At 43.1% G+C, this 18,091-nt stretch carries 14 protein-coding genes and 1 tRNA gene; 10 read left to right on the forward strand and 5 right to left on the reverse strand.

The genetic code is table 11. The features are described 5' to 3' along the window. Positions 1–5: 5 nt before the first annotated feature. Positions 6–81: transfer RNA gene (locus tag PR766_RS03355), tRNA-Trp, on the forward strand. A 261-nt stretch (positions 82–342) separates the two neighbouring features. On the opposite strand, the gene hdfR is transcribed toward PR766_RS03355, so the two are convergent. Then, the gene (hdfR, locus tag PR766_RS03360; protein WP_006658225.1) at positions 343–1,173 is read right to left on the reverse strand and encodes an HTH-type transcriptional regulator HdfR; all 831 of its coding nucleotides are present in this window, start codon (positions 1,171–1,173) and stop codon (positions 343–345) included. Positions 1,174–1,284: 111 nt separating this feature from the next. Here hdfR and PR766_RS03365 point away from each other — a divergent pair, with 111 nt between their 5' ends. Next, positions 1,285–1,623, forward strand: a complete 339-nt coding sequence (locus PR766_RS03365; RefSeq protein ID WP_006658224.1) for a DUF413 domain-containing protein — start codon at positions 1,285–1,287, stop codon at positions 1,621–1,623. Between the two features lie 94 nt (positions 1,624–1,717). Here PR766_RS03365 and PR766_RS03370 read toward each other — a convergent pair whose 3' ends face one another. Then, on the reverse strand, positions 1,718–3,244 hold the full coding sequence (locus tag PR766_RS03370; protein ID WP_006658223.1) for a YifB family Mg chelatase-like AAA ATPase: 1,527 nt from the start codon (positions 3,242–3,244) through the stop codon (positions 1,718–1,720). A 481-nt stretch (positions 3,245–3,725) separates the two neighbouring features. Here PR766_RS03370 and ilvL point away from each other — a divergent pair, with 481 nt between their 5' ends. The 6 genes from ilvL (at position 3,726) to ilvA (ending at position 10,297) form a co-directional block, all read left to right on the forward strand. After that, complete coding sequence (gene ilvL / locus PR766_RS03375; RefSeq protein ID WP_108478773.1) at positions 3,726–3,824, forward strand: ilv operon leader peptide; 99 nt, start codon at positions 3,726–3,728, stop codon at positions 3,822–3,824. A 129-nt stretch (positions 3,825–3,953) separates the two neighbouring features. Beyond that, complete coding sequence (gene ilvG, locus PR766_RS03380; RefSeq protein WP_036963175.1) at positions 3,954–5,600, forward strand: acetolactate synthase 2 catalytic subunit; 1,647 nt, start codon at positions 3,954–3,956, stop codon at positions 5,598–5,600. Next, positions 5,597–5,866, forward strand: coding sequence for an acetolactate synthase 2 small subunit (ilvM, locus tag PR766_RS03385; RefSeq protein ID WP_006658221.1), 270 nt, complete (start codon positions 5,597–5,599; stop codon positions 5,864–5,866). Before ilvG ends, ilvM begins: the two co-directional genes overlap by 4 nt. 12 nt (positions 5,867–5,878) lie before the next feature. Continuing rightward, a complete protein-coding gene (locus PR766_RS03390) occupies positions 5,879–6,808 on the forward strand; it encodes a branched-chain amino acid transaminase (protein WP_006658220.1) in 930 nt (309 codons plus the stop codon). Positions 6,809–6,869: 61 nt separating this feature from the next. Beyond that, positions 6,870–8,720 carry a dihydroxy-acid dehydratase gene (gene ilvD / locus PR766_RS03395; protein WP_154601414.1) on the forward strand — a complete coding sequence of 617 codons (1,851 nt, stop codon included), beginning with the start codon at positions 6,870–6,872 and terminating at the stop codon, positions 8,718–8,720. Between the two features lie 2 nt (positions 8,721–8,722). After that, positions 8,723–10,297, forward strand: coding sequence for a threonine ammonia-lyase, biosynthetic (ilvA, locus tag PR766_RS03400; RefSeq protein WP_036963177.1), 1,575 nt, complete (start codon positions 8,723–8,725; stop codon positions 10,295–10,297). Here ilvA and ilvY read toward each other — a convergent pair. Beyond that, positions 10,289–11,185, reverse strand: a complete 897-nt coding sequence (gene ilvY / locus PR766_RS03405; RefSeq protein WP_006658217.1) for an HTH-type transcriptional activator IlvY — start codon at positions 11,183–11,185, stop codon at positions 10,289–10,291. The two genes, ilvA and ilvY, sit on opposite strands and share 9 nt — an antisense overlap. 194 nt (positions 11,186–11,379) lie before the next feature. On the opposite strand from ilvY, the gene ilvC reads away from it, so the two are divergent. Together ilvC and rep are read left to right on the forward strand one after the other, a co-directional pair. Beyond that, the gene (ilvC, locus tag PR766_RS03410; protein ID WP_006658216.1) at positions 11,380–12,855 is read left to right on the forward strand and encodes a ketol-acid reductoisomerase; all 1,476 of its coding nucleotides are present in this window, start codon (positions 11,380–11,382) and stop codon (positions 12,853–12,855) included. 293 nt (positions 12,856–13,148) lie between these two features. Beyond that, on the forward strand, positions 13,149–15,176 hold the full coding sequence (rep, locus tag PR766_RS03415) for a DNA helicase Rep (protein WP_036963184.1): 2,028 nt from the start codon (positions 13,149–13,151) through the stop codon (positions 15,174–15,176). A gap of 38 nt (positions 15,177–15,214) precedes the next feature. On the opposite strand, the gene gppA is transcribed toward rep, so the two are convergent. Together gppA and rhlB are read right to left on the reverse strand one after the other, a co-directional pair. Then, positions 15,215–16,717 (reverse strand): guanosine-5'-triphosphate,3'-diphosphate diphosphatase, encoded by a 1,503-nt coding sequence (gppA, locus tag PR766_RS03420; RefSeq protein ID WP_006658213.1) that lies wholly within the window; start codon positions 16,715–16,717, stop codon positions 15,215–15,217. Positions 16,718–16,728: 11 nt separating this feature from the next. Further along, positions 16,729–18,015, reverse strand: coding sequence for an ATP-dependent RNA helicase RhlB (gene rhlB, locus PR766_RS03425; protein ID WP_006658212.1), 1,287 nt, complete (start codon positions 18,013–18,015; stop codon positions 16,729–16,731). Positions 18,016–18,091 lie beyond the last annotated feature (76 nt).

The raw sequence follows: 18,091 nt of genomic DNA on the forward strand, positions 1-18,091 counted from the left end.
AATTTAGGGGCGTAGTTCAATTGGTAGAGCACCGGTCTCCAAAACCGGGTGTTGGGAGTTCGAGTCTCTCCGCCCCTGCCAGTTACCAATTAAGTAATAATAAAAGAAGTATCTATTGATAACCCGATTATATTAATCGGGTTTTTCTTTTTGTAGCATCTGATTTTTAGCTTAAACTCCCAAACTCCCAAACTCCCAAACTCCCAAACTCCCAAACTCCCAAACTCCCAAACTCCCAAACTCTTTTTTCATGTTCATCTAGTATCTAATATTTCAATTAACTACCTATGTTTTGCAATAAAAAAGGGCGATATTTCGCCCAATTATTATATCTATCAATGCTTATTGTGTGTTTGGTATTGGTGTTTTAATAAGTTGATTAATTAGAATTTGCTGATCATTTTTCTTCAGCCAAATGGCATATAAAGGCTTAGTAATAACGTTATCTGAGAGCGTTTTTAATGTTGGATAATGTTGGAGCCAATGAGTAGGTAAAAATGCCGCAGAAAGCGATACAGGCAATAATTGGCGTGTAATCTCAGCGGATGTCGTAATCATGACAGGGGTGTCATCTTGGAGTAGAGCTGGCTCGTTTTTGGGATGAAAATCAGCCCCCCATTCCAATTTGATAAAATTATACTGAGTCAGTGCGATATTCTTTTGTGATGCCATTAGCTGGAGTTGAATTGAGCCGATGATGGTACTTTCAAGCTCATCCATTTTTGGTGGCTCAATTGCAATCAATAAATCTAATTCTCGGGAGTGTAACTGCTTTACGAGGGATTGGCGTGTTGACACTCGAGCTTCTAATCTCAGCTCATCATGCTGGTTGTATAGCACTTCAAGCCAATTTGTCAGATAGCTTTCCCACAGGGATGCTGTTGCACCAATAGAAAGTTCTGTGTGTTGGGATGCGTGTGAGATCTCTTTTTTAGCCTGAAGCCATGTATTCATTAATGATTCAGCATAAGGGACTAAACGTTCCCCCGCTGCAGTCAAACGAATATTATTCCGGTGCCTTGTAAATAGGCTGGTGCCTAATTGTGTTTCTAACTGTCTGATACGAAAGCTAACGGCAGACTGCGTTAAGTAGAGAGATTCTGCGGCTCTGCCGAAGTGTCTGGTTCTACTGACTTCTAAAAAAGTTCTTAATAACTCGCTGTCCACACGCATCTCCAATAATTTTTGTCGTGATGATTTAAATGTTTTGTTTTACAGATTGTCAATGCTGTCTAATACTCCGCGCCATATAGAGTTGACCGTAATCAGTTAGGAGTGTGTCAGATGGCAGATAGCTTCATCACGACTAATCGTTTTTTTGATAATAAACATTACCCACGTGGCTTTTCTCGTCATGGTGATTTCACCATTAAAGAAGCTCAGTTGCTAGAACGTCATGGCCAAGCTTTCAATGAGCTTGATACAGGAAAACGCGCAGCGCAAACAGAAGAAGAAGAATTATTCGTCGCTGTTTGCCGTGGAGAGCGCGAACCTGTAACCCCTGAAGAAAAGGTATGGGTGAAATATTCTAGTCGAATCAATCGTCCAAAGCGCTTCCATACACTATCAGGTGGCAAACCACAGATAGACCCATCGGAAGACTATACCGATACGGATGATTAATTTCATTAGTATTAGAACAATATAAGCGTTAAAACAAATAGGGACTTAGGTCCCTTTTGTTTTATGCAGTGTTATAAACACCCTCTTAATGCCCTCAGCTTACTTGTTTTTGCAAATGAAGCAATAACTTATCCATAGCTCGATATCCTAGTGCTTCTAATAAATGCTCTCTATGTATCTTTTGTGAAGAACTCAAATCTGCAATTGTTCGTGAAACTCTGAGGATTCGATGCCAAGCTCGGATAGACAGCCCAAGTTTATTCAGTGCATTCTCTAAGAATAGAGCATCTTCAGTGGTGAGTTGGCAGATTTTTGTTGTTTCTCTGGGAGTCAGTAGGCTATTGATTTTGCCAGCTCTTTCAATTTGCTGTTTTCGAGCTTCAATGACGCGCAATCGAATTTGTTCACTATTTTCTCCTTGGCTAGTTTGTTGGCTGAGTGTTCCCAAAGGAAGTAGTGGAATTTCAATTGAAAGGTCGAATCTATCTAGAAATGGGCCTGAAACCTTTGATAAGTATCGTAAAATTTTTGCGGGAGAGGAGCGGCTCATTTCGCCTTGATAGTGACCTGTAGGACTAGGATTAAGAGCAGCAATTAATTGAAAACTAGCAGGAAAACAAACTTTAGCTTTAGCTCTTGAGATAATAACTTGATGGGATTCTAAAGGTTCTCGTAGGGCATCTAATACAGAACGCGCGAATTCTGGTAGTTCATCTAGGAATAGAATACCATGATGAGCGAGCGAGATTTCTCCTGGTTTGGGTAATGATCCCCCTCCAATCAAAGCAGTGACCGATGTATTATGATGAGGACATCTGAATGGTCTTGTAGGCCATTGATTTTCAATTTTGATTGTTTGGTTCAGGCTATGTAATGCAGTAACTTCAAGGGCTTCTTGGGGGGTTAACGAGGGTAATAAAGTCATTAGCCTGCTAGCTAGCATAGTTTTGCCTGTTCCTGGCGGACCAAGCAGTAACAAATTGTGCCCGCCTGCTGCACAGATTTCTAATGCACGTTTTCCTTGCTCTTGCCCGATGATATCACCAATATCATTCTGATGATTTTGTGGACTTGGATTTTGAGTAATTTGTTGGTTATTAGGTAACGTATTTTTTTTGTGTAGGTAATGGCAAAGTTGAAGTAAGGATGTTGCAAAATTAACGCTGTTATCTGCCAATAAACTGAGCTGATGTTGGTTATCTTGAGAAAGGATCAGCCGTCTATTTTGCGTAATAGCCGCTTGAGCAGCAGGGATCCCACCATTCACATAACGTATATCACCTGAAAGTGCTAATTCACCAAGAAATTCATGCAGTTCTAATAGTTGGTGCGGTACTTGTCCTGATGCGGCAAGTATGGCGACAGCAATAGCTAGATCATAACGACCACTTTCTTTAGGTAAATCAGCTGGTGCTAAATTTACAGTCATCTTTTTCACTGGATATTCAAATCCACTATTTACTAGAGCGCTGCGTACTCTATCTCTAGCTTCTTTGACCGCTGTTTCGGGTAACCCCACTAAAGTTAATCCCGGAAGTCCATTACTAATATGTGCTTCAACAGTGACTAATGGAGCATCTAACCCAATTGATGCTCTCGTATAAACAATAGCTAATGTCATAAACCGCCCTCTTTATTTACTAGCATAATATGCTGTAAGCAATTCGATTTTTTTTCTTGTCCTTACTTTGATATTTGCGAAGCGACTCGATAATTAAATTGTTTAATTGCAGAGGTGTTACATTTTTTCTCAAAGGGCTTTGTAGCCTTTATTTTTAGTGGTTATACACACTTTTTCTTTTGGGTGAGAATAGCTTTGACAGGAAATTACTTAAGTAAGATTAACTTTTTAGTTAGGTTTAATTAATTGTTTTTGGGTGAGTTTTCACTAGAGAATTTAGCTGTATCATGGGTGGATGTTATGACTATTAGCTATATCTCTGCATAAAAAGTAGTGGTTTAATCTGAATTGTTTTTAATCTATTGAATTTAAATAGAATTAAAATTTTAATCATCAAAAAAGTAAATAACGGTTGTCAAAGTAATTTTAAAATGATAACTCTTTAATAAAGATAACGATTAAAGTTGAACAGATTAAACTCATGAACAAATTCATCCAAGTGATTAGCCTAATTATTAGCGTGGTGGTGATTATTATCCCACCGTGCGGGGCTGCACTTGGACGACGAAAGCTGAAATAATAGCTAAATCTTACGAGAACCCCGCACCGAAAGGCGCGGGGTTTTTTTTGACATAAAATTCTAGCAAACCAACAAAAATAAGAAAAAAACAATAAATACAAATGTATAGATGATAGACAGGAGATGAGAATGAACGGAGCACAGTGGTTAGTGCAGGCATTAAGAACACAGGGTGTTGATACAGTTTTTGGGTATCCCGGCGGGGCTATCATGCCAGTGTATGATGCTCTGTACGATGGTGGTGTTGAACATTTACTGTGTCGGCATGAACAGGGCGCAGTCATTGCCGCCATTGGCTATGCTCGTTCAACAGGAAAAACGGGGGTTTGTATTGCAACATCTGGTCCGGGAGCAACAAACGTTATTACAGGATTAGCGGATGCGTTGTTGGATTCTGTGCCCGTCGTTGCAATCACCGGTCAAGTTGCATCTGCGTTTATTGGCACAGATGCGTTTCAGGAAATCGATGTTTTAGGCTTATCTCTTGCTTGTACCAAACACAGTTTTTTAGTGGAGTCGATCGACGATTTACCTCGTATCCTTGCTGAAGCTTTCGCAATCGCAAATAGTGGACGTCCTGGACCTGTACTGATTGATATTCCGAAAGATATTCAGCTGCAACACGCAGATTTAGCCCCTTATTTAATGCCTGTTGATCAGCAAGAATCCACGTCAGATGCTGCAATTAAGCAAGCAAGAGAGCTGATGGAGCAGTCAGAAAAACCGATGTTATACATTGGTGGTGGGGTTGGAATGTCAGGGGCTGTAACTGAGCTGAGATCGTTTATCGAGAAAACAGGGATCCCTTCAGTTGTGACATTGAAAGGCCTAGGTGCAGTGAAGCCATCGGATAAAAATTACCTCGGTATGTTGGGGATGCATGGTACGAAAGCTGCCAATATTTCGGTGCAACGTTGTGATTTATTAATCGCGGTTGGTGCGCGTTTTGACGACAGAGTAACAGGAAAATTAAACACTTTTGCACCTAATGCTAAGGTTATTCATATCGATATTGACCATGTTGAATTGGATAAATTACGCCAAACCCATGTGGCGTTATTGGGAGATGCGAAAGCGTTGTTACCTCAATTGATGGTAGTGAAAGATATTACGGATTGGCAGCAAGAGATTCAGCAACTAAAACAAGAGTTTGAATGGCGCTACGACCATCCAGGGGAACCTATCTATGCGCCATTATTACTGAAGCAGCTATCAGACAAAATGAAGCCGAACACTATCGTTACAACAGATGTTGGTCAGCACCAGATGTGGTCAGCTCAACATATCGCAGTTGATGGACCAGAGAATTTTTTGACTTCCAGCGGGCTAGGGACAATGGGCTTTGGAATCCCTGCGGCAGTAGGAGCTCAAGTAGCTCGCCCTGAAGATACGGTTGTTTGCGTATCCGGCGATGGTTCCTTCATGATGAATGTTCAAGAGCTGGGTACCATCAAGCGTAAGCAGCTGCCTGTTAAGATTTTATTGTTAGATAACCAACGATTAGGAATGGTACGCCAATGGCAAGAGCTGTTTTTTGAACAGCGTTACAGTGAAACTATTTTAACTGACAACCCAGACTTTGTTGCCTTAGCAAGTGCCTTTGGTATTCAAGGTCGTCGTATTACATGCAAGTCTGAAGTGGATGCCGCACTGGATGAATTACTGACAAGTGATGGCGCGTTTTTATTACAGGTATCAATTAATGAATTAGAAAATGTCTGGCCATTGGTTCCACCTGGGGCTAGCAACGAAAGAATGATGGAGAAACCTTTATGATGCAGCACCAACTCTCGATATTAGCCCGTTTCCGTCCCGAGGTTTTAGAGCGTATTTTGCGCGTGACTCGCCATCGTGGATTTCGGATTAGTTCTATGAATGTGGATCAATTATCAGATAGTGATAATGTAAGTATTGAATTAACTGTCAGTAGCCAAAGACCGTTAACGCAGCTATGTGCGCAGTTAACGAAGCTCGCTGACATCACGGAAGTTGAAATAAAACAACAAGAATCACGACTATTACGCACACAGAGTGCAATGTAAGGAATAAATAAAATGACTAAGAAAGCTGACTTTATTTGGTTTAACGGTGAAATGACTCCATGGGCAGATGCAAAAGTTCATGTTATGTCTCATGCTCTGCACTACGGGACTTCCGTATTCGAAGGCGTTCGTTGCTATGACTCTCACAAAGGTCCTGTTGTTTTCCGTCATCGTGAGCACATGCAGCGTTTACATGATTCAGCAAAAATTTACCGTATGCCAGTCAGCTATAGCGTCGATGAGTTAATGGAAGCTTGCCGTGCAACCTTGCGTAAAAATAATTTAGTCAGTGCGTACATTCGCCCATTAGTTTTCATTGGTGATGTAGGTATGGGTGTTAACCCACCAGATGGTTACAGTACAGATGTTATTTTGGCTGCATTTCCATGGGGAGCTTATTTAGGTGAAGAAGCATTAGACCAAGGTATTGATGCGATGGTTTCCTCATGGAATCGTGTGGCACCAAATACTATCCCTACTGGTGCAAAAGCAGGTGGTAACTACCTATCCTCATTACTGGTTGGGAGTGAAGCTCGTCGCCATGGCTACCAAGAAGGGATTGCATTAGATGTTCATGGTTATCTGTCCGAAGGGGCAGGTGAAAATATTTTTGAAGTAAAAGATGGCATTCTGTATACGCCTCCATTTACTTCATCTGCATTACCGGGGATTACCCGCGATGCCATTTTGACATTGGCGAAAGATATGGGAATCGAAGTGCGTGAACAAACGCTGTCTCGTGAATCTCTGTACTTAGCGGATGAAGTCTTTATGACAGGAACAGCTGCTGAAATCACTCCAGTTCGCAGTGTTGATGGTATCCAAGTTGGTATCGGTCGTTGTGGTCCTGTGACGAAGAAAATTCAGCAAGCATTCTTTGGTTTATTTAACGGTACAACAGAAGATAAATGGGGCTGGTTAGATCCAGTAAACCCTCAATAATTAAATACTATAAATTACAGGCGGTCGTTCCCCGCCTGTTTTAAAACTCGGGAGTTAAGATATGCCTAAGTACCGTTCAGCAACAACCACTCATGGCCGTAATATGGCAGGTGCGCGAGCATTATGGCGCGCGACAGGTATGACCGATGATGATTTTGGTAAGCCAATTATTGCCGTTGTAAACTCATTTACTCAGTTTGTTCCGGGTCATGTACATTTACGTGATTTAGGTAAACTCGTCGCAGAACAAATAGAACAAGCGGGCGGCGTCGCGAAAGAGTTTAACACTATTGCTGTGGATGATGGGATTGCGATGGGGCATGGCGGCATGCTGTATTCCTTACCTTCTCGTGAGCTGATTGCTGATTCAGTAGAATATATGGTCAATGCGCACTGTGCGGATGCGATGGTGTGTATCTCCAACTGCGACAAAATTACCCCAGGTATGTTGATGGCATCTTTGCGTTTGAACATTCCTGTCATCTTCGTTTCTGGTGGACCAATGGAAGCAGGGAAAACCAAGCTTTCAGATCAGATTATCAAACTTGACCTTGTGGATGCGATGATCCAAGGGGCAAACCCGAATGTCAGTGATGAAGATAGTGAAAAAATTGAGCGTTCCGCATGCCCGACATGTGGGTCATGTTCCGGTATGTTTACTGCGAACTCGATGAACTGTTTAACGGAAGCGTTGGGTCTTTCCCAGCCTGGTAATGGCTCATTATTAGCTACCCATGCGGACCGTAAGACATTATTTATTAATGCAGGGAAACGCATTGTTGAGCTGACAAAACGTTATTACGAACAAGACGATGAAAGCGCACTGCCACGTAATATTGCGAATAAAGCGGCATTTGAAAATGCCATGACGCTGGATATTGCGATGGGAGGTTCAACAAATACAGTTCTGCATTTATTGGCGGCGGCACAAGAAGCAGAAGTTGATTTTACGATGGATGATATTGACCGCTTATCTCGACAAGTTCCTCACTTATGTAAAGTGGCACCAAGTACTCAGAAATACCATATGGAAGATGTGCATCGTGCTGGTGGCGTGATTGGTATTCTTGGTGAATTGAGTCGTGCGGGTCTATTACAAGAAAATGTAACGAATATTTTAGGGCTTTCATTACCCGAAATGCTGGCACAGTATGATGTCATGCTGACGAAGGATGAGTCTGTAAAATCCATGTTTTCCGCAGGTCCTGCAGGTATTCGTACCACTCAAGCTTTTTCTCAGAATTGCCGTTGGCCATCACTGGATACTGACCGTGAAAATGGTTGCATCCGTAATCTTGAACACGCTTATAGCTTGGATGGTGGTTTGGCTGTTCTTGCCGGTAACATCGCCGAGGATGGCTGCATTGTAAAAACCGCAGGTGTTGATGAAGGTAGCTTAATTTTCCGTGGACCTGCAAAAGTGTATGAAAGCCAAGATGATGCAGTAGACGCAATTTTAGGTGGAAGAGTTGTTGCTGGTGACGTTGTTGTGATCCGTTATGAAGGTCCTAAAGGTGGACCTGGCATGCAAGAGATGTTGTATCCAACATCATATTTGAAATCGATGGGACTAGGAAAAGCCTGTGCGTTGATCACTGATGGGCGTTTTTCTGGTGGAAGCTCCGGTTTGTCAATCGGACATATTTCGCCAGAAGCAGCAAGCGGTGGATTACTGGCTTTAGTGCAGGATGGAGATATCATCGACATCAATATTCCAAGCCGTACTATTGAGCTGGATGTGGGCGAAAGCGAGCTGACCAAACGCCATGAAGCAGAATTAGCTCGTGGAGATAAAGCCTATACGCCACGTGACCGTCAGCGTGAGGTTTCTTTCGCTTTACGTGCTTATGCTTCTTTAGCGACGAGTGCAGATAAAGGTGCTGTACGCGATAAGTCTAAATTAGGAGGCTAATTGTGGCAGCAGCAAAACCATTACCTTCAGCACCGACGGGTGCTGATTACCTGAAGGCTGCATTAAGTGCGCCAGTTTATGAAGCCGCTCAGGTGACGCCGCTTCAAGAAATGAATAAACTTTCTTCACGTATGGGCAATACAATTTTGGTCAAGCGTGAAGATAGGCAGCCAGTACATAGTTTTAAGCTACGCGGCGCTTATGCAATGATTGCAGGTTTGACGGAAGAACAAAAAGCGAAAGGTGTCGTCACGGCTTCTGCCGGAAATCATGCGCAGGGTGTCGCATTATCCGCTAACCGTGTAGGGATCAATGCGAAAATTGTTATGCCAGTAGCAACCGCGGATATCAAAGTGGATGCGGTGCGTAGTTTTGGTGGTGAGGCAATTTTATTTGGTGCGAATTTCGATGAAGCTAAAGCTCACGCGATTGCGATGGCACAACGTGAAGGTTCCACCTTTGTTCCGCCTTTTGATCATCCATTGGTGATCGCAGGGCAGGCAACGATTGCGTTAGAGCTTCTTCAGCAAGATGCACATTTAGATCGGATTTTCGTACCTGTTGGCGGCGGTGGATTGATCGCAGGGATAGCGGTATTAATCAAACAGCTTATGCCTGAAATCAAGATCATTGGTGTAGAGGCGGAAGATGCTGCATGTTTAAAAGCGGCATTAGAAGCAGGTCATCCAGTGGATCTCCCTCGCGTAGGCTTATTTGCCGAGGGGGTTGCCGTTAAGCGTATTGGTGATGAAACATTTAGATTGTGCCAACAATATGTTGACGATGTTATCACCGTGGATAGCGATGCGATTTGTGCCGCGTTGAAAGATATTTTTGAAGATGTCCGTGCGATTGCTGAGCCGTCGGGAGCGCTAGCGCTAGCAGGGCTAAAAAAATATGTTCAGCAGCATAACATTAAGGGCGAAAGGCTGGCACATATTCTGTCTGGCGCGAATATGAATTTCCATGGCTTACGTTATGTCTCTGAGCGTTGTGAATTAGGTGAGCAGCGAGAAGCATTGCTTGCGGTGACAATTCCCGAGCAGAAAGGCAGCTTTTTACGTTTTTGCCAGCTGCTAGGTAATCGTTCGATCACGGAATTTAATTATCGTTATACGGATGCTGATCCTGAACGAGCCTGTATTTTTGTAGGGGTTCGGTTAAATGGCGGCGAGCAAGAACGTCATGATATCATTAAAGAATTACAAAATAATGATTATGAAGTGGCGGATTTGTCTGATGATGAAATGGCGAAACTGCATGTGCGCTATATGATTGGTGGTCGCCCATCGAAGCCATTGGATGAAAAGTTGTATAGCTTTGAATTTCCTGAATCTCCGGGGGCATTATTAAAGTTCTTGGAAACATTAGGAACGCACTGGAATATTACGTTATTCCATTATCGTAGTCATGGAACTGACTACGGGCGAGTGCTGGCAGCATTTGAGTTATCCGGTCCAGAAGTGCGTTTTGATCGCCATCTTGATGCACTAGGGTATGAATATCATGATGAAACGGGAAATCCCTCTTTTCGTTTTTTCTTAGCGCCGCAAGGTAGCAAACAAACGTTAGATTGAGTGTTCAGGGAGCAATTCCCAGAATGCTTTAACTAATGGTTCACTTAGGCGTTTGCTGAGTAAGCAAACGCCTAGCTCAAATGGTTCTACCATCGAAATATTATCTAATTGCGATATACGACTACGCACAGGTTCTGGGCTGTTATCGACGACAACGCTGGGTATCAACGCGATCCCACAGCCTAGCGCTACCATGGAAACAATAGCTTCATGACCCGATACGGTGGCATAAATCACCGGATTATGGATGTGATGACGCTTAAACCATAACTCAATTCGTTTACGGGATGGCCCATGCTCAGGAAGGATGAAGGGAACTGAGGACCAGTCTGGATCATCTTCGGTGACCATGCTCCTTACTGCACAAGGTAATGACGGTGCAATGAGTACAAGTGGAATTTCACCAATTTTAGCAAATCGTACATTGTCGGGTAATTTTTCAGGTTTACCTGCGATGCCTAAATCAGCTTCTTTGGTTTCAACTTTATCAACGGCATCAGCGGCATCCCCTGTTGTAAGTTTTATTTCGACTAGTGGATGCAATGCGCGGAACTTATCAAGTACTTGTGGCAAATGGCTATATGCCGCAGTGACTGAGCAGAATAAGTGCAGCTCACCGCTCAACGAAGGGCTTTGTTGGTTTAGGGCATGTTTTAGCTGCTGATATTGCAATAATGTCTGTTGAGCAAACTGTTTGAGATGTTCTCCCGCTTGGGTCAGTTTCACTGAGCGGTTATCGCGAATAAAGAGTGGATGCCCTAATTGATCTTCCAAGCGCTGAATTTGCCTTGATAATGTTGACGGGCTGACATGCATGGCTTTGGACGTGCGCCCAAAGTGGCAGCTTTCTGCTAGATGCAGAAATAGTTGTAGATCACGAATATCCATATTGCCCTCAGGTTACGCGCTGATTTTCGTTGCAAATATTGCAACATTATATTGTCAATATATCAATTTAAGCAATGCCAAGCATCGCATATAGTGAATACATAACTGCTCAATAATGAGCAACAGGTAACGATAATCAACTTGCCTGATAATACGAACACAACAGAACACTGACCGAATAATGGAGTAAGACCATGACGAATTATTTTAATACACTGAACTTGCGTGAGCAGTTAGCTCAATTAGGTAAATGCCGCTTTATGAATCGTGATGAATTTGCGGATGAAGCAGGATACCTGAAAGGTAAAAAAATCGTCATTGTTGGTTGTGGTGCTCAAGGTCTAAACCAAGGTCTGAATATGCGCGATTCTGGCTTAGATATCGCTTATGCTCTGCGTCCAGAAGCGATCAAGGAAAAACGTGCATCATGGCGTAAAGCGACAGAAAATGGTTTTAAAGTTGGTACTTATGAAGAACTGATCCCTGAAGCGGATTTAGTGGTTAACTTAACTCCAGACAAACAACACTCTACGGTTGTTCGTGCTGTTCAGCCAATGATGAAGCAAGGTGCTGCACTGGGTTACTCTCACGGTTTTAATATCGTTGAAGTGGGTGAAGAAATTCGCAAAGACATCACTGTTGTGATGGTAGCACCAAAATGTCCAGGTACAGAAGTTCGCGAAGAATATAAACGTGGTTTCGGTGTTCCAACACTGATTGCTGTTCACCCAGAAAATGATCCGAAAGGTGAGGGAATGGCAATTGCTAAAGCATGGGCAGCAGCAACTGGTGGTCACCGTGCTGGTGTTCTGGAATCATCATTCGTTGCAGAAGTTAAGTCTGATCTGATGGGGGAGCAAACTATTCTGTGCGGTATGTTGCAAGCTGGCGCGTTGCTGAGCTACGACAAAATGGTTGCAGATGGTGTTGAGCCAGGCTATGCAGGTAAATTAATTCAGTTTGGTTGGGAAACCATTACGGAAGCTCTGAAACAGGGCGGTATCACCCTGATGATGGATCGTCTGTCTAACCCTGCAAAAATCCGTGCTTATGCACTGTCGGAACAACTGAAGACTATTTTAGCGCCACTGTTCCAAAAACATATGGATGACATTATTTCTGGTGAGTTTTCATCAACAATGATGGCAGATTGGGCGAATAATGATAAAAACTTGCTGACATGGCGCGAAGAGACAGGGAAATCTGCGTTTGAAAACTACCCTGAGTTTGCAGGTAAAATTTCTGAGCAAGAGTATTTTGATCATGGTGTTCTGTTAGTTGCAATGGTTAAAGCAGGCGTTGAGTTGGCGTTCGATACCATGTTAGAAGCTGGCATTCTTGAAGAATCGGCTTACTATGAGTCACTGCATGAATTGCCACTGATTGCGAACACTATTGCACGTAAGCGTTTATATGAAATGAACGTCGTTATTTCAGATACTGCAGAGTATGGTAACTACCTGTTCTCATTTGCAGCCGTGCCAATGCTGAAAGAGTTTATGACCAAGTTACAAGCGGGTGATTTAGCAAAATCAGTTGCAGATAACGGAACGGATAATGCGCAATTACGTGATATCAACGAAGCCATTCGTAACCACCCTATCGAGAAAATCGGTAAGACTTTGCGTGGTTATATGACGGATATGAAGAAGATTTCTAGCGCACAATAATTTTTCGTCACTCTTCGCGTGATAGGAGCGTTGGCTACACTCGGTTACCTAAGTCACATACTAATGTATGCTCCATAGGATAACCTCCTTTGCCGCCTTCCTCTAACGCAAATAATTTAGAAAAATACGTTTTATAAGAATGAAAAATCGCTAAATCAAAACCGTATGGCATTTTGTCATACGGTTTTTTGTTTTTTTATAAATAGGCAGGATCGTTGCTCAAGAGTTGGGTCGGTTTCTGCTACAATCTGTAGCGAATTCCTTTTTGAATAACTAAGTGATACAGAGAAACCATGCGATTAAATCCTAGCCAGCAACAGGCAGTTGAATATGTAGATGGTCCGTGCCTTGTTTTGGCAGGGGCAGGCTCAGGTAAAACACGGGTTATTACCAATAAAATTGCGCATCTGATCCGCCATTGTGGTTATCAGCCTCGGCAAATTGCGGCGGTGACATTTACCAATAAAGCCGCGCGCGAAATGAAAGAGCGTGTGGGGCAAACATTAGGTAAAAAAGAAGCCCGAGGGTTAATCATTTCCACATTCCATACTTTGGGACTGGAAATTATCAAACGCGAATATAAAGCGTTAGGGATCAAAGCCAATTTTTCTTTGTTTGATGACCAAGACCAAATGGCGTTACTCAAAGAACTCACATTTGATCTGCTTGAGGAAGATAAAGATCTTCTTCAACAGCTGATCTCTGCGATCTCGAATTGGAAAAATGATCTTATTTCTCCACCGCAAGTTATTGGGCAAGCAAAAACGGAAAAAGAGCACCATTTTGCCGAGTGTTATCGCCGTTATGAGCTGCATCTAAAAAGTTGTAATGTACTGGATTTTGATGACTTAATTAGTAAGCCAACGCTATTGCTTTATCATAATGAAGAAGTGAGAGAGCGCTGGCAGCAAAAAATTCGCTATTTGCTGGTGGACGAATATCAAGATACCAATACCAGTCAGTATCAGTTGGTGAAATTACTGGTGGGGCAGCGTGCACGTTTTACGGTCGTTGGCGATGATGACCAATCGATTTATTCTTGGCGTGGCGCTAGACCGCAAAACTTGGTGTTACTCAGCCAAGATTTTCCTAAGCTGAATGTGATTAAGCTCGAGCAGAATTACCGTTCATCTGGACGTATCTTGAAAGCGGCAAATATTTTGATCGCGAATAACCCTCATGTATTTGATAAAAAATTATTTTCTGAACTGGGTTATGGTGCGCCATTAAAGGTGCTGACAGCCAATAATGAAGACCATGAAGCGGAACGTGTGATTGGTGAATTAATTGCTCACCACTTCATTAATAAAACCCAATATAAAGATTATGCGATTTTATACCGGGGTAATCATCAATCACGAATTTTTGAAAAAATGCTGATGCAAAACCGAATTCCTTACCGGATTTCGGGAGGAACTTCATTTTTTTCTCGTCCTGAGATTAAAGATCTGTTGGCGTATTTACGCGTGCTGACTAATCCTGAAGACGATAGTGCTTTTTTGCGTATCGTAAATACACCACGTCGAGAAATTGGACCTAAAACTATTCAAAAATTGGGTGAATGGGCGAATCAGCGCGGAAAAAGTTTATATCAAGCCAGCTTTGATTTAGGTCTAGAGCAGACTCTAACCGGTAAAGGTTTGGAGGCATTACAACGTTTTACCCATTGGATGGATGGCATTGTTAAAACTTCTGAGCGCGAGCCGTTGATCGCAGTTCGAGATTTACTGCGAGAAATGGATTATGAGAGCTGGCTATACGAAACGTCGACCAGCACTAAAGCAGCTGAGATGCGAATGAAAAACGTCAATCAATTGTTTACATGGATGAGCGAAATGATTGAAGGGGATGATCTGAATGATCCAATGACGCTCAATCAGGTTGTCACGCGCTTTACGCTGCGCGATATGATGGAGCGTGGGGAAGATGATGAAGATTCAGATCAGGTTCAATTGATGACGTTACATGCGTCAAAAGGTCTTGAATTTCCTTATGTTTTCTTAGTAGGGATGGAAGAGGGATTATTACCTCACCAAAGTAGTATTGACGAAAATAATATTGATGAAGAGCGTCGTCTAGCTTATGTGGGGATCACGCGAGCGCAGCGAGAATTATTTTTTACGCATAGCCGTGAACGTCGACAATATGGTGAGCTGATCCGCCCTGAATTAAGCCGTTTTTTGATGGAATTACCACAAGACGATTTGGTGTGGGAACAACAACGAAAAGTGGTGACTGCCGAGGAGCGAATGCAAAAAGGTCAGTCTGCTCTGGCTGATATTAAAGCGCGTTTAGGATTGAATAAGAAAACGGATTCATGACGGGTATGTTCCCACGAGCTGGTGGGAACATCGTGTTATCAATTGGAGCTATTGCGTTCTTCTAGTGCTAATTGCCAATTTACATACCCTTGCCATTGAACTTCTTGCTGTAAATTTTCTGCACGTAGAGGATGTTCAGCAAGCCAGCGATATGGCAGAGCAATTGTTAAATTTTGACCGTCCGCATTCAGGCGCAATGCTGGTAATGTATCGTCTCGCCTACGGCTCGCAAAAATAATGGCTAAGCGTAATAAACGACACAATGCATAGGTTTGCTGAATTGGGAGTGCGTTTTGTTGACTCAAAGATGAAAGGTCAATTTGACCTTGCTGGTTTTTGAGAAGAACAGCAAGAAAGCGTTTTTGCGCAGGGGTGAAGCCCGGAAGATCAAGATGAGTAATCAAATAACTCGCATGCTCAGGACCTTTACGGAAATCAACACTCAGCCCGATTTCATGTAATGCACAAGCGCTGGATAATAAATCGCGGCAACGGCTATCTAATTCCCACTCTTTGGCAACCTGAAGATAAAAGTGTTCAGCGAGCTGGCGTACTCGACCAGCTTGCTCGATATCAACAAGGAAGCGGCGTTGAATGTTGCGCAGTGTGCGAGCACGAATATCTTGCTCAATAGGCAGTTCAAGCATGCCATATACTAGCCCTTCACGAAGAGCACCACCGGCTAGCGTCATATTCTCGATATTTAGGGCTTTGAAAATAGCGATCAAAATAGATAAACCGCTTGGAAAAACGAGGGCGCGTTCAAAAGTGAGCCCTTCGATTTCAAGCTCTTCCAACTTATGACATTGGATAGCTTTGTGTTTCAGCTGCTGTAATTTCCCGAGGGTGATGAGTTCATCCATTCCTTGGGCAATCATGATTTCCTGAATTGCTTGTACCGTACCTGATGCGCCGACGCAAATTTTCCAACCGTGATTTTTAAGCGCATCTGCGATAGGCGCAACAACGTGTTGAGCCGCCGCTTCTGCTTGAGCAAAATTTTCTTCTGTCAGCGTTCTATCGCTGAAATAACGTTCAAGCCAAGTGACGCAGCCCATTTCAAGGCTATAGAGCAACTGTGCTTTGGCGCCTGTGCCGGTGACAAGTTCAGTGCTACCGCCGCCAATATCAACCACTAAGCGTTGTTCTGGTCCCCCAGTCGTGTGGGCGACGCCTTGATAAATCAAGCGAGCTTCTTCTTCTCCTTGGATGACTCTCACGGGATTACCGAGGATTTGGCTGGCTTTTTCAATAAAAACATCGGCATTTTTAGCAAGGCGTAACGTTGCGGTTGCTACAACTCGAATTTGCGAGTTAGGAATATCTTGCAGATGTTCAGAAAAAAGGCGCAGGCATTGCCAGCCTCGCTCCATGGCTTGCTCAGATAAAATATTATTTTTATCTAAGCCAGCAGCCAGACGAACTTTTCGTTTAACCCGAGAAATAATCTGAATGCTACCGGCGGTTTCACGAACAACCAGCATATGAAAGCTGTTGGAACCCAAATCGATAGCAGCATACAGAGAAGAAGATTTCAGCATAGGGTATTTACTCAGCCTGCACGTTTATGGTTATTACGTGGACCATTATGGCGACGCGGTGCATTTGAATTGCGGCGTGGACCACTTGGGCGCGGACGATGGCGGCGTTTCGGTGCCGGTAGGTCGCTCAGGAGTGCATCACTGTTGTATTTACTGACAGGGATGGAGTGCTGAATATATTCTTCAATTGCAGGTAAATTCAGTGCGTATTCTTCACAAGCTAAGCTGATGGAGTTTCCGCTTTCACCTGCACGACCAGTACGTCCGATGCGGTGTACATAGTCTTCACAATCGTCAGGTAAATCATAGTTAAAGACATGAGTTACTGATGGAATGTGTAGTCCGCGAGCGGCAACGTCAGTCGCAACCAAGATATCAATCTGACCTTGGGTGAACTGTTCTAAAATACGCAGGCGTTTTTTCTGTGCGACATCACCTGTGAGTAATCCTACACGGTGACCGTCGGCAGCAAGGTGAGCCCAAATATCATCACAACGATGCTTGGTATTTGCGAAAATAATACAGCGCTCAGGCCACTCTTCTTCAAGCAGCGTTTGCAGCAGACGCATTTTTTCTTCATTGGATGGATAAAACAGTTCTTCTTTAATGCGGTGACCTGTTTTTTGCAGCGGTTCAACTTCGATATATTCTGGACTGTTCATTTGTTCGAATGCTAATTCTCTCACGCGGTAAGAGAGTGTTGCGGAGAACAGTAAATTTAGTCTATCCGTTGCGCTAGGCATGCGACGGAATAACCAACGAATATCTTTAATAAAACCAAGGTCATACATACGGTCCGCTTCATCCAATACAATAACTTGGATAGCCGCTAAATCAACGTGACCTTGTTTGGCATAATCAATCAGACGACCTGTTGTTCCGATGAGAATATCAACGCCGTCTTGTAATACGCGTAATTGTTCGTCGTAGCCATCACCACCATAGGCTAGACCCATTTTTAAACCGGTGTACTCTGCTAATTCTTTCGCGTCGGAATAAATCTGCACCGCTAATTCGCGAGTAGGAGCCATGATCAGCGCACGTGGCTGATTGGTTTTTTTCCCTTCAATAGCTGGGTGAGTTAAGAGAAAATGAAATGTAGACGTTAGAAATGCTAACGTTTTACCTGTACCTGTTTGCGCTTGCCCCGCAACATCTTTGCCTTCGACAGTATAAGGCAGGGTAGACGCCTGAATAGGCGTGCAAAAGTTGAAGCCTTTTTTGTTAAGTGCTTCAATGACTTTTGGGTGCAATGCGAAGTCGGAAAACTTCTTTTCTGTCAAGTGTGCTTTACTCATAGTATGTTAGAATATCAGTTATCGGTTGGTTTACGAAAGTGTATCTTTTGAAATAAAGCATACTGCCGCCAATTAA

This window comes from Providencia sp. PROV208 (assembly GCF_028479465.1).
Lineage (GTDB): Bacteria > Pseudomonadota > Gammaproteobacteria > Enterobacterales > Enterobacteriaceae > Providencia > Providencia alcalifaciens.

Bases quoted from the DNA above. Each gene is read 5' to 3' on its own strand.
- PR766_RS03365 (WP_006658224.1), top strand. From the start codon at position 1,285: ATGGCAGATAGCTTCATCACGACTAATCGTTTTTTTGATAATAAACAT.
- ilvG (WP_036963175.1), top strand. From the start codon at position 3,954: ATGAACGGAGCACAGTGGTTAGTGCAGGCATTAAGAACACAGGGTGTT.
- ilvM (WP_006658221.1), top strand. From the start codon at position 5,597: ATGATGCAGCACCAACTCTCGATATTAGCCCGTTTCCGTCCCGAGGTT.
- ilvL (WP_108478773.1), top strand. From the start codon at position 3,726: ATGAACAAATTCATCCAAGTGATTAGCCTAATTATTAGCGTGGTGGTG.
- ilvC (WP_006658216.1), top strand. From the start codon at position 11,380: ATGACGAATTATTTTAATACACTGAACTTGCGTGAGCAGTTAGCTCAA.
- hdfR (WP_006658225.1), bottom strand. From the start codon at position 1,173: ATGCGTGTGGACAGCGAGTTATTAAGAACTTTTTTAGAAGTCAGTAGA.
- PR766_RS03390 (WP_006658220.1), top strand. From the start codon at position 5,879: ATGACTAAGAAAGCTGACTTTATTTGGTTTAACGGTGAAATGACTCCA.
- ilvD (WP_154601414.1), top strand. From the start codon at position 6,870: ATGCCTAAGTACCGTTCAGCAACAACCACTCATGGCCGTAATATGGCA.
- rhlB (WP_006658212.1), bottom strand. From the start codon at position 18,015: ATGAGTAAAGCACACTTGACAGAAAAGAAGTTTTCCGACTTCGCATTG.
- ilvY (WP_006658217.1), bottom strand. From the start codon at position 11,185: ATGGATATTCGTGATCTACAACTATTTCTGCATCTAGCAGAAAGCTGC.
- gppA (WP_006658213.1), bottom strand. From the start codon at position 16,717: ATGCTGAAATCTTCTTCTCTGTATGCTGCTATCGATTTGGGTTCCAAC.
- rep (WP_036963184.1), top strand. From the start codon at position 13,149: ATGCGATTAAATCCTAGCCAGCAACAGGCAGTTGAATATGTAGATGGT.
- PR766_RS03370 (WP_006658223.1), bottom strand. From the start codon at position 3,244: ATGACATTAGCTATTGTTTATACGAGAGCATCAATTGGGTTAGATGCT.